At 44.6% G+C, this 25,997-nt stretch carries 25 protein-coding genes; 1 reads left to right on the forward strand and 24 read right to left on the reverse strand.

The features are described 5' to 3' along the window. Positions 1-4: 4 nt before the first annotated feature. The 10 genes from C1I38_RS07325 to C1I38_RS07370 all read right to left on the reverse strand — a co-directional run bounded on the left by C1I38_RS07325 (position 5) and on the right by C1I38_RS07370 (position 10,346). A complete protein-coding gene (locus C1I38_RS07325) occupies positions 5-2,062 on the reverse strand; it encodes a penicillin-binding transpeptidase domain-containing protein (protein WP_020491914.1) in 2,058 nt (685 codons plus the stop codon). Positions 2,063-2,109: 47 nt separating this feature from the next. Continuing rightward, a complete protein-coding gene (locus C1I38_RS07330) occupies positions 2,110-2,634 on the reverse strand; it encodes a septum formation initiator family protein (protein ID WP_020491913.1) in 525 nt (174 codons plus the stop codon). A gap of 21 nt (positions 2,635-2,655) precedes the next feature. Beyond that, positions 2,656-3,594: a 16S rRNA (cytosine(1402)-N(4))-methyltransferase RsmH gene (gene rsmH / locus C1I38_RS07335; protein WP_020491912.1), complete on the reverse strand. Its 939-nt coding sequence runs from the start codon at positions 3,592-3,594 to the stop codon at positions 2,656-2,658. Positions 3,595-3,670: 76 nt separating this feature from the next. Beyond that, positions 3,671-4,108: a division/cell wall cluster transcriptional repressor MraZ gene (gene mraZ, locus C1I38_RS07340; RefSeq protein ID WP_026156382.1), complete on the reverse strand. Its 438-nt coding sequence runs from the start codon at positions 4,106-4,108 to the stop codon at positions 3,671-3,673. A gap of 175 nt (positions 4,109-4,283) precedes the next feature. Beyond that, positions 4,284-5,543 carry a patatin-like phospholipase family protein gene (locus C1I38_RS07345; RefSeq protein ID WP_020491910.1) on the reverse strand — a complete coding sequence of 420 codons (1,260 nt, stop codon included), beginning with the start codon at positions 5,541-5,543 and terminating at the stop codon, positions 4,284-4,286. A gap of 195 nt (positions 5,544-5,738) precedes the next feature. Then, entirely contained in the window at positions 5,739-5,933 is a 195-nt protein-coding gene (locus C1I38_RS07350) for a DUF1858 domain-containing protein (RefSeq protein WP_015043552.1), read from the reverse strand. 98 nt (positions 5,934-6,031) lie between these two features. Next, a complete protein-coding gene (locus C1I38_RS07355; RefSeq protein ID WP_020491909.1) occupies positions 6,032-8,200 on the reverse strand; it encodes a beta-galactosidase in 2,169 nt (722 codons plus the stop codon). 252 nt (positions 8,201-8,452) lie between these two features. Beyond that, positions 8,453-8,875, reverse strand: coding sequence for a transcriptional repressor (locus tag C1I38_RS07360; protein ID WP_020491908.1), 423 nt, complete (start codon positions 8,873-8,875; stop codon positions 8,453-8,455). Positions 8,876-9,041: 166 nt separating this feature from the next. Beyond that, positions 9,042-9,212 carry a 4Fe-4S binding protein gene (locus C1I38_RS07365; RefSeq protein ID WP_015043555.1) on the reverse strand — a complete coding sequence of 57 codons (171 nt, stop codon included), beginning with the start codon at positions 9,210-9,212 and terminating at the stop codon, positions 9,042-9,044. A 375-nt stretch (positions 9,213-9,587) separates the two neighbouring features. Beyond that, complete coding sequence (locus C1I38_RS07370) at positions 9,588-10,346, reverse strand: histidinol-phosphatase (RefSeq protein ID WP_020491907.1); 759 nt, start codon at positions 10,344-10,346, stop codon at positions 9,588-9,590. Positions 10,347-10,695: 349 nt separating this feature from the next. Between C1I38_RS07370 and C1I38_RS07375 the strand changes: the two genes are divergently transcribed. Next, positions 10,696-11,613 (forward strand): Na/Pi symporter, encoded by a 918-nt coding sequence (locus C1I38_RS07375; RefSeq protein ID WP_020491906.1) that lies wholly within the window; start codon positions 10,696-10,698, stop codon positions 11,611-11,613. Here the strand turns inward: C1I38_RS07375 and C1I38_RS07380 are convergent. The 14 genes from C1I38_RS07380 to C1I38_RS07455 form a co-directional block, all read right to left on the reverse strand. Further along, positions 11,610-13,559, reverse strand: coding sequence for a FapA family protein (locus C1I38_RS07380; protein WP_020491905.1), 1,950 nt, complete (start codon positions 13,557-13,559; stop codon positions 11,610-11,612). The genes C1I38_RS07375 and C1I38_RS07380 overlap by 4 nt on opposite strands. A gap of 270 nt (positions 13,560-13,829) precedes the next feature. Further along, a complete protein-coding gene (locus C1I38_RS07385; protein WP_243103608.1) occupies positions 13,830-15,050 on the reverse strand; it encodes an LCP family protein in 1,221 nt (406 codons plus the stop codon). Positions 15,051-15,066: 16 nt separating this feature from the next. Further along, positions 15,067-16,140, reverse strand: coding sequence for a selenide, water dikinase SelD (selD, locus tag C1I38_RS07390; protein WP_083916772.1), 1,074 nt, complete (start codon positions 16,138-16,140; stop codon positions 15,067-15,069). 352 nt (positions 16,141-16,492) lie between these two features. Beyond that, complete coding sequence (gene selA / locus C1I38_RS07395) at positions 16,493-17,938, reverse strand: L-seryl-tRNA(Sec) selenium transferase (RefSeq protein WP_026156381.1); 1,446 nt, start codon at positions 17,936-17,938, stop codon at positions 16,493-16,495. Between the two features lie 347 nt (positions 17,939-18,285). Then, positions 18,286-18,909 (reverse strand): adaptor protein MecA, encoded by a 624-nt coding sequence (locus C1I38_RS07405; protein ID WP_020491901.1) that lies wholly within the window; start codon positions 18,907-18,909, stop codon positions 18,286-18,288. A gap of 116 nt (positions 18,910-19,025) precedes the next feature. After that, the gene (locus C1I38_RS07410; protein WP_243103609.1) at positions 19,026-19,364 is read right to left on the reverse strand and encodes a hypothetical protein; all 339 of its coding nucleotides are present in this window, start codon (positions 19,362-19,364) and stop codon (positions 19,026-19,028) included. A gap of 349 nt (positions 19,365-19,713) precedes the next feature. Continuing rightward, a complete protein-coding gene (locus C1I38_RS07420; protein ID WP_020491899.1) occupies positions 19,714-20,142 on the reverse strand; it encodes a chemotaxis protein CheW in 429 nt (142 codons plus the stop codon). Positions 20,143-20,184: 42 nt separating this feature from the next. Beyond that, positions 20,185-20,955, reverse strand: coding sequence for a flagellar hook-basal body protein (locus C1I38_RS07425; protein ID WP_026156380.1), 771 nt, complete (start codon positions 20,953-20,955; stop codon positions 20,185-20,187). A 40-nt stretch (positions 20,956-20,995) separates the two neighbouring features. After that, the gene (flgB, locus tag C1I38_RS07430) at positions 20,996-21,403 is read right to left on the reverse strand and encodes a flagellar basal body rod protein FlgB (protein WP_020491897.1); all 408 of its coding nucleotides are present in this window, start codon (positions 21,401-21,403) and stop codon (positions 20,996-20,998) included. 2 nt (positions 21,404-21,405) lie between these two features. Next, positions 21,406-22,224 (reverse strand): flagellar hook basal-body protein, encoded by an 819-nt coding sequence (locus tag C1I38_RS07435; protein WP_020491896.1) that lies wholly within the window; start codon positions 22,222-22,224, stop codon positions 21,406-21,408. 62 nt (positions 22,225-22,286) lie between these two features. Next, positions 22,287-23,228 (reverse strand): flagellar hook-basal body complex protein, encoded by a 942-nt coding sequence (locus tag C1I38_RS07440; RefSeq protein ID WP_026156379.1) that lies wholly within the window; start codon positions 23,226-23,228, stop codon positions 22,287-22,289. A 71-nt stretch (positions 23,229-23,299) separates the two neighbouring features. Beyond that, the gene (locus C1I38_RS07445; protein WP_020491894.1) at positions 23,300-23,767 is read right to left on the reverse strand and encodes a flagellar hook capping FlgD N-terminal domain-containing protein; all 468 of its coding nucleotides are present in this window, start codon (positions 23,765-23,767) and stop codon (positions 23,300-23,302) included. Positions 23,768-23,782: 15 nt separating this feature from the next. After that, complete coding sequence (locus C1I38_RS07450) at positions 23,783-25,138, reverse strand: flagellar hook-length control protein FliK (protein WP_020491893.1); 1,356 nt, start codon at positions 25,136-25,138, stop codon at positions 23,783-23,785. A 100-nt stretch (positions 25,139-25,238) separates the two neighbouring features. After that, positions 25,239-25,991, reverse strand: coding sequence for a FliA/WhiG family RNA polymerase sigma factor (locus C1I38_RS07455; protein ID WP_020491892.1), 753 nt, complete (start codon positions 25,989-25,991; stop codon positions 25,239-25,241). Positions 25,992-25,997: the final 6 nt, after the last annotated feature.

Consider the following 25,997-nt stretch of genomic DNA (forward strand, 5'->3'; position numbering starts at 1 on the left):
GTCTTTATTCGGCCAGGTCCGGATTCAGGCTGATCGGGATCCGCTCTCCCAGGTTTTCAATCGCTTCCACATCCGGGTCACTCACTTCCAGCCAGGGAGCTAAGGTTTCTTTACCTGTTTCCGTTCCGAGATAAAGCAGTACTGTCGAACCCTTTTCCACCTCTGCGTCACCATGCGGGATCTGGTCAATTACAACTACGCCGCTTCCTTCAATTTTCACGTTAAATCCCTGTTTTTTAAGGGCGGTTTGAGCCTCAGCTGGAGAATACCCCAAAACGGAAGGTACTGTGGCGGCTTCTTTGACAGCGGGAAATTCCACACCATAAAGCGGTTCTCCCGGAGTGAGCGGAGCATCCGGATCAGGCTGGACGCCAAGATACTTCAGGGAATCGAGCATAACGCTCGAAAATACCGGGGCTGCCACGACCCCGCCGTAGAACGGGACACCATCAATGATGACCAGAATTGCCAGACGTGGATTATCTGCCGGCGCAAACCCGATAAAAGAAGCAACATATTCCCCCTGAATATAGCCGCCGCTGCCAACTTTCTGGGCTGTGCCGGTTTTTCCGGCTACTCGGTAGCCGGGAAGAAAGGTCCTTCTGCCCGTGCCATTGGTGACGACAGACTCCAGGATTTCGCGCTCGAGCTTAGCCGTATCCTCACTGATGACCCGCCGCACCATCTTCTTCGCAAATGGGACAAGTACCTCACCTGTCGGCACTGTAATTTCCTGAACCAACTGGGGCTCAAGCAGCGTACCTCCGTTGGCGACCGCCGAAACTGCTGTCAGGAGCTGAATAGGGGTAACATTATTGGTTTGGCCAATGGACATCGTAGCCAGATCCAAGGCCGTTGCTTTCTTCTTTTTGGCCAGGATACCTTTCGCCTCTCCGGACATTTCAATCCCTGTCTTCTGCCCGAAACCGAACGCCGTCAGATATTGATAAAACTTATCCATCCCGAGGCGCTGCCCCAGCATAATAAATCCCGGGTTGCAGGAGTTCTCGACAACTTCCACCATGGTTTGAGTTCTATGCCCGCCAGCTTTCCAACAGCGGATTTTTTTATTTAAAATTGTCGCATAACCAGGATCTGTAAAGCTTTCTTTCGGGTTATAGTCACCCTCTTCAATCGCTGCTGCGAGTGTAATGATCTTAAAGGTTGACCCTGGTTCATAGCCATTTTGAATTGCAATATTCCGTCGGGTTGACGCATTGGACGCTTGGTAGTTATTCGGATCATAAGTGGGTGCAGAAGCGATCGCCAGCATCCGTCCTGTTGAAGGCTCCATAACAAGAATCGAGGCATTCTTTGGGACTTTGCCTTCCATGTTGACACCCTGGCCAGCCATCAGTTTAGCCAGCTCTCTTTCGGCAAAGGCCTGAATGTTTTTGTCAATGGTAAGTTTGACTGTATTTCCCTGAACCGGCTGGATAAATTCATGCTGGCCTCCGGGAATTTTTATGCCATTTGCCCCGTATTCGGTAAGGATGCTGCCGGATGTTCCTGTAAGTTCTTCATCCCTGGAGTATTCAATCCCTTCCAGCCCCTGACTATCAATTCCGGTAAAACCTAAAATATGCGCCGCCAGTGAGCCATTCGGATAAAACCGTGTACTGTCTTCGATAATACCGATACCCGGGAAATTTTTCCCGGTGATCTCTGCTGCAGCTTCTGCAGATACTTTCTTTTTGACATACTCGACGGAAGTCCGTTTCGTAATTTTTTGCAGGACCTGTCCCTGGTCCATGTCCAGAATAGCAGCAAGTCTGGCCGCTATTTCATCCTGCCGCTTGGATTTTCTGACTTCGGCCGGAATCGCATAGACCGTTTGGGCACTGACACTCATCGCCAAGATATTGCCGTTGCAGTCTTCAATATTGCCTCTTTTAGCTGCGACCGGAACACCGCGGTAATGCTCAGCATCCGCCAGGCCTTTTAAGAAAGGGCCGTCCCGCAGCTGAACAAACGCGAGCCGGATAATCAGAATCAGCAGGAAAAGGCTGCATAGCCCAAATAATAAGAGAATTCTTTTACGCGTCTTGATGTATTGCACCATAGAAAATCTACCCCTTTTGAACAGAGGTAGATTAAACTCAGGCGACGCTATCTTTGGGTTGAAGCAAAAAAACTAGAAAATATGCTGAATACATTTTCAAATATAGAATTGGCTTTGCCTTCAACCGGCACCGCCGCAGTCTTCTGAGTTTCGTCAACCTCTGCTGTACTCTCAGGCTGGATCAGGCTGCTGGCAATATAGATCGTTCCTTCCGGTTTCTCCATGCCCATTGCCAGGGCAACCTTTTCAATTCTGGAAACGGAGCTGAGCTTGTCGACTTCAACCTGCAACAGATCATTTTCTACGTTCAGGGTCTGAATTTCTTTTTGCAGGGCTTTGATTTCCGCAGCTTTGACCACGGTGATATGTACTGTTTTGGCCCCAATCAGACCGAACATCCCAATAATCCCCAATATGACCAAGAGTGCCATGGCCCGATACTTCAGCATCTGAGAGGTCTTTTTGGACGGGGTGGCTTTTTTGGCCTTTGGCTTGCTCTTATCAAGAACTTGATCATATTCCTGATAGGCAAAGGATTCATTGAATTGTAGTTTTCTCTGTGCTGTTAACATCGTATTCTTCTCCCCTCCTATTTAGACCTTAAGTTTCTCAGCAGTACGAAGCTTAGCACTCCGCGATCTGGGGTTATCATTTTCCTCTTCCCTGGATGGAACAACCGGTTTTTTATTGACCAGCCTCACAAGGGGTTTTGCCCCGCAGCAGCAAACCGGAAGAGCGGGAGGACATGTACATTTGCCCATCCAGGACTGAAATTTGTTTTTGACAATTCTGTCTTCCAAAGAATGAAAGGTAATGACGGCTATTCTTCCGCCATCCTGCAGGCAGCGCAGAGCCTGATCCAATGTTTCTTCCAATACCTCAAGTTCTTTATTTACAGCAATCCTTAAAGCCTGGAAAGTGCGCTTGGCAGGATGAGGTCCTTCTCTGCGGGCCGCAGCAGGGACTGCATTCTTTATGATTTCAACAAGCTGCCCTGTTGTTCTGATTCTATCGTGAGTCCGGGCTTCGCCAATAAACTTCGCAATTCTCAGCGCCCATTTTTCTTCTCCGTAATCCCGGATAATTCCGGTCAGGTCTTCCACACTCCAGCTGTTGACGATTTCTTCGGCAGTAAGCAGTTTTCTGCGGTCCATGCGCATGTCGAGCGCTGCATCCTGCATATAGCTGAAGCCTCTTTCTGCTTCATCCAACTGGGGCGACGAAACCCCTAAATCGTACATGATCCCCGCTGCCGGCAATAAGCTATTCGCTCGAATCGTATCCTCAAGTTCCACAAAGTTTTTTTGAAAAACAGTGACTCTTGGGTCATCGGCGAACTTCATACGGGCATTGGTAACAGCAGTTTCATCCTGATCAAAACATACCAGCCTGCCCGAAGCACTCAACCGCCGGAGCAACAGTGCTGAGTGTCCGGCTCCCCCCAGCGTACAGTCTACATATAACCCATTAGGGTCTGTAAACAACAATTCAATTGTTTCTTGCAGCAGGACGCTTTGGTGTTCAAAAACCACTTAGGGCCATTCCTTTCTTTGCTTTATCGCAAGCGTACCCACTTTTTGTTCAGCCTATGTACGATGGCATATTCTGCTATATCATTAAACCCATTGCAGCAAGGGACTCAGCATCATCTTCATAATTTTGGGCTGCGTTGGTGCTGTATTCTCTCCATTTCAAGGAATCCCAGACCTCGATTCTATCCATGACACCGACAACAACGACATCTTTTTCCAAAAAAGCACGCTCCCGTAAATTTGCAGGTACCAAGATCCTCCCCTGTTTATCAAATTCGCACTCGGCAGCGCTTGAAAAGAACAAACGGGTAAATTCACGGGCTCTGGTTTGCGATACCGGAAGCTGTTTCAGCTTCTCCACAAAATCAAGCCATCCATTTTCAGGGTAAAGAAAAAGACAGTCCTCCATCCCCTTGGTAATAAACGACTTATTGCCAAGAAGATCTCTGAACTTTGCCGGTATGATCAGACGGCCTTTATTGTCTATCGTATGGAGAAATTCCCCCATGAACATAATCTTCACCCCACCAGGCACCACTAACTTACCACTTTAACCCACTATACCCCACATATTCTCTATTTTTTTAAGAATTCCTGCTACAAAAAAAAGAAAACAAAAAAAATAGGAATTTAGTCCCTATCTTTCATGTTTTCCTTAATCTGCTAACAAAAAGATCCAAACATAATGGTTAGGTAATGTCCTGCAAATTTTTATTTGGCAGGATCGCAGCAGCAAAATTCTGTTCTTGGAAAAGTTCACGAATCAGTTCCCGCAGAATCAAATTTTTCACCATCTTGGGCAGAACGCCGCTTTGCTTCACGAAAGCAGGCAGGGCGAAGGCTTCCCCGCTGCTTTTTGTTTTCACTTCCCGTAAATTCATACTGATCAATTCCAGAAAATCCTGAAACGAATAGACTCGAAACCTATAGATATCCTGTTCCAGGGCAATAAATTCCAAAAGAGCAATTACCATTTCCTCATAACTTGTTTCTTTTTTCAAATCGAGCAAAACAGCAATCTTCGGTATAATATATTCATAAAGCATCCTCCTGTAAGGAATGCCTTTAAAGCCCAGCTTTTCTCCCAACGCCAAAATTTTTTTCTCACCGAGAGACAGCATCATACGGATAAAAAAGTCCTCATCCCCTGTTGGTTCAATATAATATTTTTGGCCTTTCAGATGCCTGAACTGCCTTATAACATCGTAATAACCAAGTTTAAGATGGTATCTGGCCTGTTCATTGCTGAAATCCAGGATACTGCCAAGTGTCTCGGCGGGAGAAATATATTGAACATGAACCTCCCTGTCTGCAAGCTTTCTGCGACGTCCCAGCGCATTGGTCCTGATAGCAATGATTTCTTTGAAACCTTTGCCCACCAGCATGTTTAAAGGCAAATTGTCATAGAAACCGCCGTCAAGATAGTGTTTTCCGTCGATTTTTTCTTGCTGAAAAGCAGGAAGGTTTGAGCTTGCCAGTAAATACTCTACAACTTTGCCCTTGGGGATATCCTCGAGAAAAAATTCCATGGGTTTCATATCCGACAGGGAAACCGTCGTAAATCCGAACAACATTTTGGATTCTCTAAGCTTGTCTTCATCCACGATTTCCTGAAGCAGTTTTCTGATGAATGTGATATCCAGGCCTTTGCTGGAGGCAATCTCCTTGGCCTTTTTCATGTAGTAAAGCAGTCCGTCATGAGATATGTCCAACTTTTTAAGTTCTTCCAGCCGTACTTCTTCGATATCAAATACCTTTGAGGGAGACATCTCATACCACAGCTCATACGCTTTATCCAGTTCGTCCTGAACAATCATCGCCCCATTCAGCGCCCCAATGGACGTACCGGCCACTGCCCCGTAGCTTATGCCCAATTCCCGCATCGCCTTGCAGGCTCCGATCTGATAGGCGCCTTTTGCACCTCCGCCTTCCAAAACAAGACCGTACATCCTTCCACTCCTTCACTCCAACTCCTGAAGTTAATACCAGATAAGGAAAACCTAATCGATGCCAAACCTTTAGCGGCAACCTCACCTGCTCTTATTTCTACAAAAATGCTTACACTTTATGATACACTAAAAAAGCCCTGCGGAATATACCGCAGGGCCTTGTTATTGTGAGAATGATCGGGGTACTTGGAGTCCTTACTGTCCGACAGCTTTGTTAAGTTCTGCCACCAGATCATCAGGGTTTTTGCCATGCGTGATCGCAGCGCCTTCAACACTCTCCCTTGTTGCGGATGGGCATCCCAGGCAGTGCATACCAAGTGCCACAAAAATTTCTGCAGTTTGCGGGTATTGTCTAAGAACCTGGCCGATAACCATATCTTTCGTGATCATTTGATTTCCTCCTGTACAAGTTAGTTCAATGCTATTATAAAATATTTCATTATAAGAAGCAAACAAATTCATCCACGATTAGAATTTAGAAATAGATATTAAAATAATTGAAAAGAAAAGTCGATGTTAGGCAAGACCATTTGAATCAGATAGGAAAAATCCTGGTAATGCCATAAACACGTGATCAGAATGCCAAAAAAGACTGTAGCTGGAACGATCAGCAGGCGTGAGTGTTTCCCACCGGCTTTCCAGGAACCCCTGATCCTGGCAGGCAGGAATATAACAGACAGAAGGATATATGTCGCAATCGGAAAATAGTAAGGCATGCCGTATATCGTCAACACAAAAGCAACACCAACAAGAACAATCCAGCCGTATTTTCTTTCCATCCAGCACGTCAGCCCTAACGTCCCTGGATTTTGAGGGAAGGCTGAAGCTGCAACCCCAACCTGCAGTAGTCTTAAGACAATCAAAAAGAAGGAGATAAGAATGCAGACAAGTGAAAACGGAAGATCCTGTACTTCCTTAAGCCAGCTGAAGTCATAAGAAATCCAGGGCGGTATGGTATCGACCGACAAATTAAAAAGCAGAGAAGTAATAATCGCTCCGAACGTTCCCATGCGGGCCACAAGTGACAGACAACACCAAAAAAAAGCTCTGCGCACGGCCCTTTTGGGTAAATCGTTAAACAGCTCCTGGTATTTTAATTTAATCGAGAAAAAATTTTGGGCACTCAAAAACACGAGACAGATCAGCCATAAAATTACGGCCACTTTCTCCGTTTTCCATTTGGAATCTGATGGTTGTACCACCCCGGTTGACTCATCGGAATAATAAGTCAGATTTCCCCATTCGCCTTGTAATCCTTCAGGCAGGATCAAAATATTCTCTGTTACGCTTGAATCGACCGGATCTTTCGGAAGTGAAAGTTGATACTGTGAAAAGCCGAAAATCATATCCCCTGTCTTCTGAAGGTATTCTGAGGAAGCTGCCGAATTATCAATGCCTTTGGCAACTGTCCAGGCTAATACCGACGGATGCTTTGCCGCAATGGCAGCAAGATCTTCAAAAATAGCCGGATCCGGAATTTTAGACGATGCCATGATACCGACAGGCATCTCCAGCCATACGCCCACGCCAAACTTGTCCGCAGCATACAGCCAGCTCTCATCCGGAAAGAAGCCCATAAAGTAGATGACATGATAGCCGCCGGACTTAAGGTTTTTCAGAAAGGTCTCCGTCTGACGCTGATTTCGAATTGTGTAATCCTGTTCCTGGGAAATGATTTGACCTCGGACATTCAATGCCGTACCGTTTATTGTCCATTTTCCGTTTGTTGTGCCCAACTGACGGATCCCGACCGGGATCTGAAGACTGTCATAGCCTCCGCGGCTATTGGTAATATTCAAATTAAGTTCATAAAGAAAAGGATCTTCCAGACTCCAGAAATGTGCTGTCGGTATCTGAAAAACCAGCTCCGCGTCTTGCTCAAATCTACTATTGGTACTTAGCGGAAGCACACATTCAGCGAGCTTCTGCTGATTAACAATTAAAGCTCCGTTTAAGACCCAGGGTCCTTGCTCTAGCATATCGTGATGCTTGATCTTCACACGTGCCTTCACTTGCTTTTTCACTGAATCATACGAAACAGCTATACTCGATAAATCAATGGTCGTTTCCGATACTGCCTCCAGGCGTACCTGACCAGTAATTTTTCCTTGTTCCGGCCATAACCAGCCAAAAATTCTGTTCTGCTGAACGCTGTTCTTCTCAGTCTTCAGGTATAGCGTGTTTTCCTTGCTAAAATCAAATCTAGAGGCAGGAAAGTTTAAGATATATACGCCGCCGTTTCCTTCAACTTCACCGATCAAATTCACATCATCAATGCCATTTAAGAATACGCTGACTTTTCCGTTTACCCCTTCTAGAACCAGCTGAGCCGTCTTGTAACTCCATTTGCCGGTAACAGAAAACTTTTTAGCGGCAACATCGAACCCCTGACTCGAAGGTATAATCAAATCCTTGGCCTGATTGAGGTCCAAGACATCAATCCCGTTATCCGTTGCCTCATTTTCATAGATCAAAGCCTGCCTTAAGCTTGAATAGCTATTCCATTTTCCGCCCAAATCCTGCGCAATCCTGTATGGCTTAGTGACCGGATTATCACTATATAGTTCAACACCCTGAATGTTTCCCCAGCATATGGATACTGCAAGAGCAGCTAAAATAAACATCGAAACGAGTATGATGGTAAATCTCTTAAACATAAAACCTCGCAGAATCTTGCATTTCCATATTTATTTCGAGCAAAGCCCTTAAAAAACCTGCAAAAATTTAGAAAACTTGGCTGCCAAGCTTTGGCAGCATTATTTGCACTAAGATTTATTAGAAAGTTATTATGTCCGCGGCATTTGTCCATCCATGAACATCAAAATGCTGATAACAGTCTGAAACTATTATCAGCATCATATTTAGCATTCTCTTGTTTAGAAGTTCACCCCAACATTTAACTAAGAGCCTTATTCTTTGCTGTCTTGACAACCTGGACATACCCCATAAAATACCAGGTTATGGGTATGTACATCAAAGCCTGTTTTAGCAGTGACCATTGCATCCATATCAATCAATGAACTATGAAAATCAACAACCCTGCCACAGCGCGAACACATCACATGATAATGGTTTACCGGATTACCATCAAAACGGCTGGACATATCCCCACAGGGAAGTTCCAGAAGAAACCCGTGTTCCTTGAGCATATTCAGCGTGTTGTAAATTGTGCCCAGACTCACACCGGGGAATTTCGTCTTCACCTGTTTGTAGATCTCTTCCGCAGTGGGATGGGAATCAGTAACCAATAAAAATTCCAAAATTGCCTGCCTTTGGGGAGTAAAGCGTATTCCCTTATCCTTTAATCCCTTTAGAATTTCGACAGCATTCACGACTCTCAATTCCTTTCGTCAATTGTTGGAAAACTTTAAGTTTATATATTATTTGATCTATTTTTAGAATTATTATAATTATTTGTATTATATACCCACCGGACAAATGCCGTCAATAAAAAGAAAGAGCATCCTTCAGATACTCTTTCTTTATTGCCGTATTTAATTATCCTTCAATAATTGCACCTGAAGGACAAGCGTCTACACAAGCGCCACATTCTGCGCAGGTATCAGCATCGATGACATATTTGCCGTCGCCTTCGCTAATAGCTCCTACTGCACATTCGTCGACACAGGATCCGCATGTTGTGCAGTCGTCAGTAATAACGTATGCCATAGTCCCAACCCCCCTTTTCCTATCTCACCAGCAACTATATCAAAGTGCGGACAAAAAAACAAGTGTATTTTTGGGCTAAGCTATTTTTCGGAAAGAAAATGATTGCCATGCAAACCTTCAAATATTTAAGGTATTAAGGCCTGTATGGCACCTTGTATAATCTCCTCAGGCAATAAGAACAATATGGAAGCATCCGGTTGCTGACGTGGTTGCGGCGAAATATGACCCTGGAAATATCATCATGTTCGTGTCCGCAGGAACGGCATCTTTCAATCATTGAATTTCCATCTCCCGTTTGTGTTATTGTGAACAAAGAAAGCAATTAACATTAACGTCACTATTGTTTAGTTCTATTATTCTCCAATCAACCTCTTTTTAAACATTTAAAGCATGAGGTTTTTGCCCAGCAAACCCGGTTAATTCTTTTACGCCAAATAGTTTTAACTGCTGGACAACCTCTTCAAGATCACGTCCTACCATACTTGGTTCATGTGCATCTGAGCCTAGGGTGATTGGGATGCCCATCTGGTGAATTAGTTCAAGAAGTTTCGACTCCGGATAAAATTCCTGCACAGGCTTATACCGTCCGTTGGTATTAACTTCGATGGCCAGTCCTTGCTTCCTGATGGTTTCCAACGCCCTAGCTGCGAGGATTCTTACGTCTGTCTGCGGTCTCATTTTGAACAGTTTGATCAAATCAAAATGCCCAATAATCTGAAACATTCCGCTGGCAGCTGCTTTTTCCACCAGCGCGAAGTACTCCAGATACAAGCTGTCAGGGTTCCGCCTGAGATGTTCTTCTTCTTCCTCGGGATAATCGAAGAACCATCCGTTAATTTCATGGACAGAACCGATCGTATAGTCAAAAGGATATGAACTGATCCGTTTACGGATTAGTTCTTCATTTTCTTCCCGATAGTCGACCTCAAGACCTATTCTCACCTGCAATTCAGGATACTCTTCGGCGACTTCCCTAATCAGATTCAGGTTTAGGTCATTCCAGTACATATCATGATCGGCAAAACCGATCTGAATTAAGTTCTTTTTTTTAGCCTCGTCAAGAAAAAGACGGATATTTCCCCTTGTTGCTTCCCGGTCAAGATGCCCGAGCAAATGAACATGTAAATCAAGCATAACCTACCTCGTAACCTTTAATATTTTTTTAAACCTTATGATCTAATGATTCATTCTAGCTAAAGATTATCCGGCGGAATATGAAACATCTGTATGCAACCTATTTTCCATAAAAAGTGCCAAATTCCTGCAAAAAACTTTTGCATAGTTTCTTAGAAAGCGGGACACAATGGTATTAGTCTCACGTTTTCCAATTTTATTCCCACTCCTCTCTTTTCTTAACTTGCGGCAGATGGTCGCAAGTTTTTTTATGGAAACTAATATATTGATTTTTACTTGCATGATGTTCCATCCAGCAAAATAAAATAAACGGAGTGGTTTTATTCTGTGAATCTACGAGGAGTTGTTGATGCTTGTCCCCGTCTGTTTTACTTTTTTAGGCCTGATGCTATTATTGACAGGAATAAAAATTCTTAGAGATGGCCTGGAAAAATTCACGGGGTCTTATTTTCAGCTTGTTCTGAAGAGATTCACTGAAACCACCGCGAGGGGATTCATCAGCGGCATTCTGGCAACGAGTATCCTGCAATCGAGCACCGCACTGACCGTAATGGCAATTTCCTTTGTTGACGCCGGTTTGTTAAGCTTTCAAAATACCCTCGGACTGATCCTCGGAAGCAATATTGGCAGTACGGTAACTCCCCAGCTTTTGTCTTTGCCGTTCAAGGATTTCGCCATTTGGCTGGTCCCTCCCGGATTTCTAGGGTTCTGGCTGCTGAAAGGCAAAATAAGATTCTTTTACTATGCGTTGGCCGGCTTAGGCTTGATGTTTTTTTCACTTTCCGTTTTGGAATCCGCGATGATCCCGCTTGCCTCGACCTCGTATTTTCAGGAGCGGCTGCTTCATCTGAACAGCAGCTATCTTGAAAGTATTGCAGCAGGTACCGTTCTCTCGGCAGCCCTGCATTCTTCAAGTGCAGCAGCAGGCCTTGTGATGGTTTTAACAGAAAGAGGCTGGCTTGATCTACCAACCTCTCTTGCTTTTATTTTTGGAGCCAATATCGGGACCTGCTTCACCGCTTTGATTGTCTCAACTTTTACCTCAAGATCCGCCCAATGGGTTGCGTTATTTCATGTGTTCGTCAACGTTTTTGGTGTTCTGCTATTTTACCCGCTTCTAGATCCGCTGACTGAGGTGATCAGGTTTCTTGGAGGAGGTCTAAGCCGCCAGATTGCCAACGGTCATACAATTTTTAACATCCTATCTTCACTTATAGTTCTTCCTCTGCTTCCCTATATCAGCCGGTTACTAGTGAAGTCTCGTTAGCGCGTACTGCCGTCCCATCTCAACTTTCCAACCTGAAGGTTCCCTTTGTCCCTGAAAATATCAATTTTTTGAGCTGGTTCATCAATCTTGATCAGCTCTTTGCCGATGAAAATTTTAATATTGGCATGGCAGAACTCGATATTGATATGGCTGTTTTTGGATGCCTTAATTGTCGTGGCACTGATATTCGAGCCGCCAAGTTCCCAAATGTAAAGATCGCCTGAGCAACTGATCTCACCGCCACGGCAGACACCATGGATTTTAATTCCGCCTTCAATTTTCAAAATGGAATTATACACGCCTTTGTGGCAGAAAAAATCGCCGGCGCAACCGATTTCAGAATTTTGGACATAACTAACATCGCAGAGAACACTTACTGAGGCTGCCAGTCCCTTGGTGGCCATGAAGAAGCCTATAATCTTCAGAGCATTTTTAAGGTAAAGCGTATCTTTAAGCTGAAGGGGTCCCAATCCGATCATAAAATGTTTCATTGAACGTATCGCCAGATCAAGCTCCTGGGACACAAACCCGGGTTCCTGACTGTTAAGCAGTCTCTCCAGCTCTTCAACTTTTTTGGGCAATTGCTGAAAATTTTTCTCGAGGATGACCTTAAAAAGTTGGCCAACACTCGTATTAGTGGATGCTCCCTGTAGCTGCTCAATCTGATGAACACAGAGCGTAAGCTCTTCACTGACTTCATGCATGGTCTTGATAAACTCAGAAATGGAGACATGTTTCTCTCCCACAAGTATCTTACTGGCTATAATATTATTTCTTACGACCAGTCCCGTTTCTGCTTTAATATCAGCGCCAGAGACAGAACCCTGTACTTTGATTGTTCCAGAGGAATGAACATACAGTCCGTCCGCAACATTACCCCCGATAAAGACATCGCCTGGGAAGTCGATGCTTCCGGTACTCAGATCAACATCTTTATTCAAAATAAACGCGTTTTCAACCAAGTATGTATTTTTATTGACCCTTACCGGTGTACCGGAACAAGACGCTTTAACTTCCATATTCTCAGTCAGATAGACATTCTTCTTCAGCGTAATTATGAAGTCCTTGATTTTATCAACCTGAGTAGCTTTTCCGAAAATGTTTGTACCGGGGATCCCTTCTTTTCCCGGGATTTTCCTGGCAAGAGTATCATCCTTCTGACAAAGGACAATTTTACAGGCGAAATAATCAATTTTGTCTTCATTACTTTCTTCATTCTGAAATACTGGTTCGCCAACATAGTCGATTAACTGAGGCTGAACAGTTGGAATCGGCAGAGTCGCTTCAGCGATGACAATTTCACTTTCTCCATCGACGTCCATAAAATTCGCCCAAAGATTGCTTTTTATTCCATGAACAATTCCACTTTCTTCAATTTGTTTCAACAGGTCTGCTTCCGTTGGCAGCTCATCAGGTTCAGGAAAAGCATCCCAGGAGACATGTTGTTCCAATACAAGCTGCGAATAATTTGGAAGAGAATTGGTCAGGACAAATTTACCCGCACGGGCATGTCTGACTCTCGCGACAGCTTTGCTGCCGTCCGGCTCGACTGCGATTTGCCAAGATAGTTCACCTTGCTGGACCAAAGGATAGAATTCAAAGGTATCACCTTTATTAACAGGCATTTCGTATGCAATTTCGTTGCCCAGCATAAATAATTTTCCGGCTTGCGGATAAGGAATGATGCTTTGAACCTGTGATCCGGGATAAATCGTATATCTGACTTCATCCCAGACGACCCGCGTATCTTCCTCTCGTGCGTCTTCCTGAAGAATATCTTGTTTGACCGGTTCCGACAAAATTACGTTTACCTTATAGAGCCGGTTGAAGACTCCCGGTTTCTCTATGGTTTCTATCTGCAGCTCTTTAGGATCACAGCCCCATTCCTGAGACCATTTCTCTCTGATCTCTTCTAACGTTTTGCCTGTTGCAATCATTTCTTTCATGGTCCGCACTCTCCTTAAACAACCTGGGAAAATAATCTCATTTAAAAAAACAAAGCACATAGGACTTTAGTCCTAAAAAATCGCATATGCATCATAAATCATCAAAATAATAATGAAAATAAGCCCAAAAATTATCTGCAAAATCACATTTTATTTAAAAAAAGAATACTGTAATAGCATAATTACAGTATTTTATGACTGTTCTCTCTCATTTTACTGACTATTTCGATATTTGTCTACAGGAGAATTATTCAGGAATAATTAATAGCTTTATTCCTTCGTCTTGTTATCTGAAGAATTGTGATTGTTCAAATTGTTTTCATCCCGACCCAGGCTATTGCCCTGGTCTGGGCTATCCGTATCCTGACTAATATCTGTGCCGGTTCCGCCATCCATTCCTTTACTTCCGTCATTCAGTTCTGTTCCGGATGATCCTTCACCGCTCCCGCTCGCACTACCCGAGTCATCGTGGCCTGGAGATGCTGTACCATTTGGATCGGAAGTACTTCCGGGAACCGTGACATGTGCCTGGAGTTCTGGGCTCAGCAAGTCAATGACTGTCCCGTCGATGGTCATATCCGTGGTAATCCCGAGCAGAAGATTTTTAGCCACTTGTTTGGCATGGTCCGGATTGACTTCCCAGTAACTGATATAGTCAAGATAAAGCCCATAGCCAGGCAGTGTTTGATTCACCATGTTTGAGCTGTCGAAAGCTGCGGCTGCCTTAGATAGTCTTAGAATATCTGCGAGTTTCAGATCCGTTTCAACAACCTCATTGATTTGAGGAATAAGCTTGGGCAGTTTAATAATGGTTGAGGGTTGCAAGACTGCTTTGGCCACTGCTTTCAAAACCTTCTGCTGACGCGCAGTTCTGCCGATGTCTGCGGAGCTGTCTCCCCTGAATCTGGCATACTGGAGCGCCTGAGTCCCATTCAGATGCTGCTCTCCAGCTTTCAGGTCAATCACGCCGTCAACTTCGTCTCCAGTCTCTTTGTACATATCCATTTCAACATCAAGTTCGATTCCACCCACTGTGTCGATAATACTTTTAAAACCATCAAAATTGGTTACGACATAACCGTCAAGCGGTATGCCCGTCAGTTCGGTAACCTCATCCATCAGCTCAGTAATTCGTCGATACATCACGACCGAATTAATTTTAACGTAAGAATTTGATCCGGGAAGGCTAACCCTGGTATCCCTGGGAATGGACAAAAGAGAAATCAATTTCGTATCAGGATCCACACTAGCAACAATAATCGTATCCGTATTATACGAAGTCTGTCCGGGCCTTTTGTCTGCACCGATTAACAGGAAGCTTATCCGTTTGTTAAGAGAGTCCGTACTTGAGTTTTCTGTACTGTCCCCTGTACCTGTACTTCCTTGATTTAAGAACAAGTAGCCAAAGGCAGCCGAACCTGCAATAATTCCTGCGAGCAAAACTGCAATGATCGTAAAGGCTTTCCTTGTTTTATTTATTTTCTTCCTCAAGTCTGTCCCACTCCATTTATCGTAGTCTTGCCAAAGGCATGGTTCCCCCGCCGATTAATACTTTTCCGGGTTCTCCCTTCGATACGCTGCCAATGATTTCGACAGGATGCACATTCCTGTTATGACATTCCGTAATTAGCATTTCAATTTTTTCTTTAGGCACTGCCAGAAGCAGGCCACCCGAAGTCTGAGCATCACCGAGAATCAGTTTCCAGTCCAGACTGCAGTCCACTTCCAGATAATCCTCAAGATAAATCAGGTTGGATAACGTTCCTCCGGGGATTGTTCCTTTTTCTAGACAGTCCCAGGCACAGCCCAAAACCGGAACATTCCCAGCAAAGATCTCAGCCTGCATACCACTGGCTTTCATCATTTCGTGAAGATGGCCTAATAGACCAAAGCCGGAAATATCCGTACAGGCATTTACTCCGATCCGAACTGCAATCTCCGACGTTTCTTTATTCAGCCGTGCCATGACCTCAATAGCTGCTTTCTCGTCAATTGCTCGGACAATCCCGTTTTTTATCCCAGTCGTGATAATCCCAAGTCCCAATGGTTTTGTCAGAACGAGCAAATCGTTTTCCCTAGCGCTGGAATTAGTCAGCACTCGGTCAGGATGAACAATGCCTGTTACGGATAGACCATACTTTGGTTCAGGGTCATCGATCGAATGTCCACCGATGATTAAGGCTCCGGCTTCTTCAACTTTGTCTTTTCCCCCTCTTAGTATCTCCATCAATATGCTTTTGTCAAGCTTATCAATCGGAAAAGAAACAAGATTAAGTGCAGTCAGCGGACGCGCACCCATGGCATAGACATCACTGAGGGCGTTGGCCGCGGCAATTTGCCCGAAAGAATATGGATCATCAACGATCGGAGTAAAAAAGTCAACTGTCTGAACAATTGCCTGATCGTCATTAAGACGGTAGACACTCGCATCATCTGACGTATCAAAGCCGACCAGAAGATCCGGGTTGGATGTTTGTTTTGGAAAGTGACACAAAACTTGTGCCAGGTCGCCAGGACCAATCTTGCACCCTCAGCCAGATTTGCTTGAGTACTGCGTCAGTCTTATTTTGTCGCCGGACATTGCTTTCCCTCCTTTCGTTTTTTTCTTTGTTGTCCACTTTGTTTTTCCCAAAAGCAATTATAGCACAACATGACCTGCAGACCTACCTAGAATTCCGTTTTCAACAAAGGTGTCCTATGCTTTGACGCATTCGACCCTAGGCACATCTTGTGCCGTCAGTATGCCCTGCTTGATGCTGGAACTGTAGAATGCAGACCTAATACGGGTTAACGATTAAGAATGTCATAATATTTGAGTAGCAATTTTTAATACGTATACTAGTAAAACATTCATAGGATAACCATACACATAGGATAACCATACAAGTAATTAGCTACATTCTGGCATTGTAGCATGTGGTACTTGTCTCTTGTTACTGATTCCACTGCCGAAGACGGTCTGTCATCACCTGATAATCCTCCGGCAGCAAGGTTCGGGGGTCAAAAAACACTGCATCTTTCACAATGCGTGCCAGAATAGGAACCTCTCCCTGCCGCAGAAACCTTTCGAGATCAACAACTGATCCCTGCTGAGGCTTTACCGCACATACGTAAGTTGGAAGCTCCGCCGTCGGAAAAGCCCCGCCTCCGACGCAGGATTCAGCGTCCATGACTTGTATTTCTAAACCGGGCAGGCTAGCAAGCATTATACTTAGCTTTAGCGCGTCTTTTCGAAGATCATCTTTTGTACGGGAAAGCATATTCCAGACAGGTATCTTACTGATTTCCCCTCTCTGATAGAAACGGAGCGTTCCAATCAAGGCAGCCAGAACCAGTTTATCGACCCTCAAAGCCCGGGTAAGCTGATTTTTTTTCAAGCGATCAATCAGTTCCTTTTTGCCGATAATAATTCCGGCTTGAGGGCCTCCCAAAAGTTTATCCCCGCTGAAAGAAACCAGTGAAGCTCCGCTTTTCAGCGTATCCTGCACCGTCGGCTCCTGCGGAAGACCATATTCCGATCCATCCAGGAAACTGCCGCTGCCGAGATCTACGACAACCGGAATCCCCGACTCTTTACCGAGCATCACAAGCTCATCAACTGGAACTTCATGCTGGAATCCCTGAATTCGATAATTACTGGTATGTACTTTCAGCAGCATCGCCGTCTCAGGACCGATCCCCTCTTGGTAATCCTTGAGCCAGGTCTTATTCGTTGCTCCGACTTCCACCAGTTTTGCCCCCCCTGCTTTGAGCACTTCAGGAATCCGAAAAGATCCGCCGACTTCAACCAGTTCTCCGCGGGAAACAATGACTTCTTTATGAAGGGCAAAAGTATTCATGATTAAAAGTACGGCGGCGGCATTGTTGTTCACAACAAGGGATGCTTCCGCCCCTGTCAGTTCTGTTAAAATTTTTTCTACATGGCTGTACCTCGAACCGCGATCACCGGTTTCAAGGTTAAGCTCAAGATTGCTGTAAACAACAGCCTGTTCCGCAACATAGGCAGCGGTTTCCGGAGCAAGAAGTGCGCGTCCGCAATTCGTATGCAGAATTACACCTGTAGCATTGATAACTCTCTTCATACTTCCGTAACCTCTCAATTCTGCCCGGATCTCCTTATACAACCATGCTCGGAAGAATGGTATGAATTCTTCAGGCTGACAGTATAAAAAATTCTGAGGCTTTATCGTTTTTCCACTATTCAATTCTTTACTATCGTGATTCAGATCATCCAAAAGAATCTTTCTGCCCTTTTCCAAGGCTTTCCTCACAGCCCAGGTAATTGCCGAAAGTTCATAGCCGCTACAGGCACCAGTTTTTACTAATTCGGCAATGACCTCATTTACTGGGGGAAGAAGACGCAGTTTGCTGTTTTTCAAAAAAACACCCCGAATTCTGCAATCTAAGACAAAATGTTCATTCTTACTCGCTTGGTTTTTTTCAGGATTTCGACAAGCCGGATCGTTTAATATTAATATAATAACATTTTAGCCCACTTAAATAAATCCAAGGGGGAAAGGCAATGGAGCCGTCCGAAACAAAAATATACAACTTCTGCATGTTACAAACAAAAAAAAGATCCAAATGCATTTTCTGCAATGGCGAGGACCAGCTTCTATTGTTTAAAAAGCAACCCGTCTGCCCAGATTGCCTGATCAGTATCCGCAAGCTCTATAAGGCAGGCCATTTCAATTCTACTGGCTAGTATCCAAAGCAAAAGGAGCTGTTAGCTCCTTTTCTTTTTCTCGAGGCGTTTTAAGATTCTTACGGCATCTTCCTCGATAATCATTTCACCGTGCTCTTTGAGAAAAGTATCCGTGGTCATGACAGATTCCCCAAATTCGTCCAATATCGCTTCAGCCAGTTTCTTTTTACGCGGGTTTCCAATATTGCTGATTGTCAGGTAATATTCGCTCTCATATTGGAACAATGCGGATTGAAGCTGGAGAATCCCCGGCAAGAGACGGACTGCGGAAATAACATCCTCGAATTCTTCAAACAAATATACCCATTGTTTTTCAGACGCAAATTTCGGAGAAGGGCGTGGATTCTTCTTCTTTTCTCCAAATGCGGTCTGAATAATATGGTTAATTTCCGCATCAATTTGTTCTTCCTGCTTAATTACCGTTATGACAAATTCATCTTCTGAAGCAACAGTAGCCTGGATCCAGAAAGGCTGATCTAAACTAAAGTCTACTTCATCTCTGGCTTTTGAAATCAATTCCCAAAAAAACTGCTCAGTTCTCGCGGAACGTTGAAACAAGTCAGCAAGAGATATATTGCGATCTGCGAGCTCGGTAAAGGAGATAAAAATGCGAACCGTATTGTCATTTACCTTAAGAATACGCATAAGTTCTACCTCTCCTTTCCATGGATCTGATTGATAAAAACACTATTTGTTAATTATATTATATCATGAGACGTCAATAACCAATTCCATTTAATGTCAAATATTAAGCTATGCTATTATATGAAGCCGTCAGCTTGTCGGGTTAATACGCTGCATTTAACTACCTGTTTTTTCTGGCGAAGATAAGTGACTTCCACTAAATCTTTCTTATGAAGTTTATGGAAAGCAGCCGCATCAATACTTAACGTGAGTATCTCTTCTCCGCTTCGTAAGCTTAGTGTATACTGCTCAGCTTCCGCAGAAAGGCTTTCGATGACCCCTTTCGACACTGCCGCATTGTTCAGCCAATCCTGATTGTAATCCATAAACATCAGGGAGTAAATAAAAACGATCAAGACTAGGAAGAGTGATCGGGTTGCAGCAAGAAATTTACTGAAATGATTCTTTTCGGCCAATGCCTCTCTAAATATAGAAAGGCATTTTGCCCCTAAAAAAATGCAGACAAGAAAAAGACCGCTCAAAGCCGGCCAACTAATTTTAAAAAGATATAAATAATAGTCGATATGCACTGCTAACCCTTTTTCACTATCTTTTCTTTATCAGTTCCGCATTCGGGACATTGTTTTGGACGACATCTTCCTTCAGAGACCTTTTTGCATATACTGCATTCCCACAAAGCCAATTCAGACGCCCTCCTTTTCTAGTTAATTATAATGAATTCAATTTAATATAAATCAATATCTGAAAAAAGTCAAGATAGCTCACCAAACCTCCAGTCACCAGTAAACAGGCAGGCGGAGCCAATCAGGCCAAAGCCTTTAAATCTTCCAGCTCATCGGTTTTAAAAATAAATGCCGGATCCAGCTGAACAATCAGTCTGTCCGGGAGATTGACAATTCCTCCGATAAATGAGGCAGCAACCAAAGGAGGCGCCTGAACAACATTCTCAAGTATCCTTACCTCAATGATCTCATCAACGGCAATGCCAACAACATTATCATTAATTTTCATAATGATTGCAAAACCAGCTTCATTCCGGGACGGAATCTCAAATTTGGCATGCAGATCAATCAGCGGAATTGCCTGACCTCTAATAATAATAAGGCCCTTGACATATTTTGTAGACTGGGGTACAGGATGAACTTCTGTCAACTGTGTTATTTCCTGCACGACCTCAATCGGGAGGCCATATTCTTCGCTACCCAGCAAAAAAATAACGGATTGGAAGCCCATAGTTATCACCTCTTACGTATGTTCTGCTTTTTCAGGAGCCAGTTACACCTTTCCTATTTCATTGACGGCTTTTTGTAAAATTTCATCATTGGTTTGGACCACTTTTTGATTCGCTGAATACGATCGCGTTACCTGAATCATTTTGACCATTTGCGCATTTAGATCGACGTTTGATTCCTCAATAAAACCCTGTTCAACCCTGATGTTTTTCGGTAGTATTTCCGTAGGTTGATTCTGGCTGTTATAAAGACTCGTAAGTCCGTCACGATCCAGATCTTCCGCAGGGATGTCCACAATTGTAAGTTTGTCTATGACCTGGCTGCTATCAGTACTGATAATTGTTCCATCCTGCAGAATGGTGAAATCGTCCGGCAAAGGGCCGATTGCTCCGTTTTGACCAAGAACAAGATTACCGCCTGCTGTTCTGAGCATGCCGGAAGGATCAACCTGAAAATGTCCGTTTCTGGTATAACGTTCCCCGTCAAGCGTTTCGACGACAAAAAAGCCGTCACCGTTAAGCGCCACATCAGTCATATTTCCGGTTTCCCGGATCAAACCGGGTTCTGTGCTGTATAAGACTTTCTCCGCATAGACACCCGTTCCCATGATTCCCAGCGGAACATTTTCCGAAGGCTTATCACTGGTCGTAGAAGGGGTAAGCCTGCTGACCAGTAGACGCGGAAAAGAAGTGACCCTTTCACTTTCTTCAAGATAGCCGGGATTGTTCATATTTTCAATATTCCGGTCTATCGCCTCACTCTGTTGGTTATTCATAATCATGCCTGAAGCTGCCGTATATAATCCTCTGAGCAAAAAATCACGCTCCTCCAACGAACCGTCTATTCTTGGATGGTTATTCCTGAATTGCCTGTTTCAGCATGGAGAGATGCATCGTTAACATCCTGGATAATGAATTGTATTGAAGGGTATTTTCTGCAAGCCTGGTCATTTCGAGGTCAATATCCACGTTATTTCCGTCATTACGGTAGGTGGTGCCCTCATCCTTGACTACGAAGCTGTCTGAAGTCAGCCCTGTCCCGGTAATCGGGATATGGCCAGGCTCTGTGCCGGATACTGCTGTTGCATTGTTCATGCTGTCCATCGTAGCTTGCAGGATTTTATCGAAACTGACATCTGACCTTTTAAAATCGGGCGTGTCATTATTGGCGATATTGTCGGCCAAGACACGCTGACGCAGTCCGAGTCCATCCAACCCGCTCTCAAGTAAATTAAAAATCGGACTATTTAGCCATCCAGCCATGCTTATCTCCTCATTGCAATGCTCTGAGCCGTCATCTCATCAAGGTCCTGCCTAATCCGAACATCGACCTGGTAGGCTCTCTGGACTTGTATGAGATCGGTCATCGCCGTTAAAAGATTTGTATTGGATTTTTCCAGCATTGCGCTCTTAATAACGCCATATCCGTCTTCTCCCGGGATCCCGGCCTTTGCCTGACCTGAAGCTCCTGTTGTAAAATACACGTTGCTGCCTGCTTGCTCCAATCCATCAGGATTCGTAAAGCGGAAAAGAGAAATCTTGCCCAAGATAACGGGGTTGCCCTGGTTTTCCTCTTTCCCGGCGGGGACAGCCTGATCCTTTTCTTCTGCCATTGTCCGCACGCCATAGATAGTACCGTCGCTGTCAACACTGATGTCCGTTACATTCTCCGAAACAGATATCTTCGGTTCAAGCAGCATTCCTTGGTTGTTAACCAGATTTCCTGCGGCATCGACACTGAAAGCCCCCGACCGTGTATAGCCAAGCTTTCCGTCCTCCGTTTTCACCTGGAAGAATCCATCTCCACAGATTGCAAGATCCAAAGGGTTCCCGGTACTCCCCAGGGACCCTTGTGTAAAGTCGATGCGGTTTCCGTCGTATTGATTAATGTGAATTACCGGATTTTGCGTCACAGGCATACCACCGTACTGCGCCATCGTATTGCTTCTATCCTGAACGTCGTAACATTCTTCAATAGACAACAGCTGCTCCTTGAAACCTGTCGTGCTGGCATTGGCTAGATTGCTGCCAATCATGTCGATACGATCCTGAAGCGTTTGTAAATATTCCGTTGACAACTTCATCGTTCGTAGTCTCCTTTACCTGCTTAAATAGTTCTCCGTTAACGCCAATTATCCTTCAATGCTTAGCTGCGTTTCAGGTTGATCAGTTCTTCAAGCAGGGTGTCAGAAACCGTAATAACTCTAGAGTTAGCCTGGAATCCGCGCTGGGTTACGATCATATCCGTAAACTCCTGGGAAAGGTCAACGTTGGACATTTCAAGGTATGATGTCATGATATCGCCCTTGTCGCCACTGCCCGCGACCCCGAATTCAGCGTCACCTGAGTTGTTGCTTTGTGTATAGAAGTTGTTCCCCTCATAATTCAGTCCGCCTTCATTGTTGAATGTAGCAAGGGCCAGCTTAAACATTTCACGGCTAACAGAATTGCCCGTTGCATCCGTGAAAACCCCGGTAACGACACCTTTGGAATCAATCCCATAGCTTTCCAGCGTATAGTCAGTACCACCGATCTGGTACGTCTCTCCCTGCTGGATAATGATATCGGACAACGTGGTCATATCATAATCAGTTGTCGAAGGAAAATGATCATTCGTATTATCAGCTAATGCATAATCTCCATTCAGATACCCTTGGACTTTTGCTCCTGTGTTCGTATCGACCAGCATACCGTTTTCATCAAGATCAAAATTGCCGGTTCGGGTAAAATAGGTGTTTGGCCCAATCTCAACAACAAACATTCCTTCTCCCTGGATCATCATATCTGTCGGTTTACCGGTATAGGAAGAGCTTCCCTGCGTCATAATCTTATCGACGGATCCAAGCACGCTGCCGAGACCGATTGTAATGCCATTGGTTCCCCCTATCGTTGCTGTTGAAGGATTGCCCGCAGTAACTAGGCTTGGAGCCGAAGCTCCCTGGGAAGCCTGCCCGAGCATCGTTGCGAAACTGGCTCTTTCTCTTTTATATCCGCTCGTGTTTACATTGGCAATATTGTTACCAATCACGTCCATAGCGGTCTGGTGATTTCTTAAACCTGTAATTGCAGAATATAGTGAACGCATCATAAGGCGTTTCCTCCATTTTAATATTTTTTTGCAAATTTGTTCTAACACAGACACATTTTTTAGCCATTTGCTTATGGTGTAGCTGCAGCAGACCCTTTAATCTCACTAATATCTTCCAGAGATAACTCAGTTTCCCCGACCACCAGAGCCAGCGAACCGTCTGCCCATTTCACCGAAGTGACGGTACCGCTCTGCGATGCCCCATCACTATCGGCCCAAGTGACTTCTTTGCCGATCATAGCCGCTCCCTGCGTCAGCAGGGACTGGCTATTCAACGTAACCATGCTTTCTTTCAGCTCATCCATCGCCGTTGCCATGTTTGAGAGCTGTTCAAGAGAACTGAATTGGGCAAGCTGAGCAACAAACTGGCTATTATCCATCGGAGACATTGGATCCTGGTTTTGCAGCTGAGCAACCAAAAGCTGAAGAAAGGCCTGCTTATCTAAAGACGTACTGTCGGTACTGTTGGTGCCGGTGCTTGTGCCTTTAGTCGCGGCTGTATCCGAAGTTGTACCGGTTACATTATAAACGCTTGTCATGGTTTCCTCCTCGTTTCAGACACTGACATTAATTCGATTACCCTGGTTATTTGTCGTCAGGTAAGACGTAAATACCGGTAAAATACTGCTTGCTTCTTCTTGAAGGGTTAAGGCTGTTTCCTGCTGACTGCGGTAGTCATTCCTGTCCTGCGAAGACTGCTGGTCATTCTGGCGGTAACCCATTTCAAGAGTTCCGCACGAAACACCGATCTGCGCCAGGCCGTTCCGTAAATCCTGCAGGTTGTTCTGAAGCAACGATCCCGTAGCCTGTTCAGAAGCATTGATGATTAGATGCAACTGCCCATTTTCCAGCTTCATGGATACATTCAGCTTTCCAAGGTCCTGCGGCTGCAACTGAATAGAGATCTCCTTAATCTCCTGAGAATTCAGATCCTGTTTATTCAGGATGCCCAAAACCTGGTCCCAAACCGCACCTGGATTGACCAATCCTGCTTTGACACTGCTTACGCCAGTTGCTGAGCTGGTAAGCACAACATCAGTCTTGTCTCCTGAAACCAGTATCTGGTTCGGATCTATTGAGCTGTCCATTGAATCGTTTTGAGAGTTGTTTCCCGAAGAAGATAAATTCTGCTTGTTTTTTGCAGAATCTTCCGCCGCTGCAACACCGCTCAAGGTGTTCTGAGTGGTTGTATTCTGAGTGGTTATATTCTGAGCTGTTGCGGTAGAATTGTCCGCTCTGTTCTTATCTTGAATCAGAGATAATTTGTCGGACAGCCAGTTGAGCAGCTTCGCATTCGTATCCGAAGGTTCTGTTGCTTGATAATTTTTGTCTTTTTGTGAAACAATTTTCCCAGAGAGTTCTTTTAAATATCCTAATATATCATCCAACTCCGCTGGATCGAGAGAATCGGCCGTCGAACCAGAAATCCCTTTAAGTCCGAAAGCCTGCAGGTAGTTCCCGAGGTGTAACCCTTCGCCATTGGTCATAGTCTTATCGGCTTGCCCTGCGCCTGAGGAAAGAACTTCTTGCAAGGCTTGTCCGAGCATCATCCAGGCAGCATCGTTTCCTTTCAGTGCTAAACCTGATACCAGGGAACTATTTTGATCTCCATTTGATCCGGAAGTGGCCTCCATGCCAGCCGGAAATAGGTTTTGAAGAATTTGCAAATAAGTGCTCAGTTCCGAAACAGTCCCGTCGGAAATGGTGACTTCTCCTGAATCGGAATCCGGACCAGCTTCCGCCAATTCTCCAAGAATTTGTTTATCAGCCTTATTGGAAGGATTCAATTTCTGCATAAAAAGCGCAAACAGAAGGTTGTTCTGGTCAATGCCCTTACCTTCTTTTCCTGCTGCAGAATCAGTTTTTGTTCCTTCAACATTAACAGGCGTCAAAACATTCGCTACATTCATCCTTTCACCTCCTGTGTACTGTTATTCAGTATATCGGCACATTTTGGCCTAAACTTTAGTCTCTGCCAAATAAAAAAACCATTTTGTCCTCCAAAATGGTTTAGAAAATATTCTTTTTCTGTCTTCCCAGATAGCCTCGTAATCGTAAGATGGCCTGAGAATGAATTTGTGAGATCCGGGATTCCGATAAATTCATCACCGCCGATATCTCTTTTAAAGTCAGTTCTTCCCGATAATATAAAGCGACCACCAGCTTCTCTTTCTCCGATAATTTCTCAATGGCTTCTGTCAAAATCTGTTTCTGTTCCTCTTTTTCGATCTGGCCAAACGAATCCTGCGAGCTCGGGTCAATAATCAGATCAAGAGGTGAACTGATGATATCCTCGTTATCGTTGGAATTGACATCTTCAAGCGACACGAGTGTCATATACTGTGCCTGCAGCAGGGTCGCATTCAATTCCTCAACGGAAATATCGAGGTGCCGGGCTGCTTCTTCCAGGGTTGGGCTGCGCCCGAGCTGGTTCTCCAGCCAGGCATAACCCTGCGCAACCTGCTTGACCTTCTGGCGCGCTGAATGCGGAACCCAATCCATCGTTCTTAATCCATCAATAATCGAACCCCTGATTCGTAACGTTGCATACGTTTCAAATTTTACGCCGCGAGAAGGATCAAATTTTTGAAGCGCATCCAGTAAGCCAAATACGCCGTACCCAAATAAATCCTCCTGATCAATATGCTCTGGCAGAGACATGGCTAGCCGGCCTGCAATCCTTTTCACGAGCGGCAAGAATTTTTCTAAATGCTCTTCTGTCCATACAGCTTGTTTGGGTGTATCATATTGTCCTTTATACATGCAGCA

Source organism: Dehalobacter sp. 12DCB1, assembly GCF_004343605.1.
Classification (GTDB): Bacteria; Bacillota; Desulfitobacteriia; order Desulfitobacteriales; family Syntrophobotulaceae; genus Dehalobacter.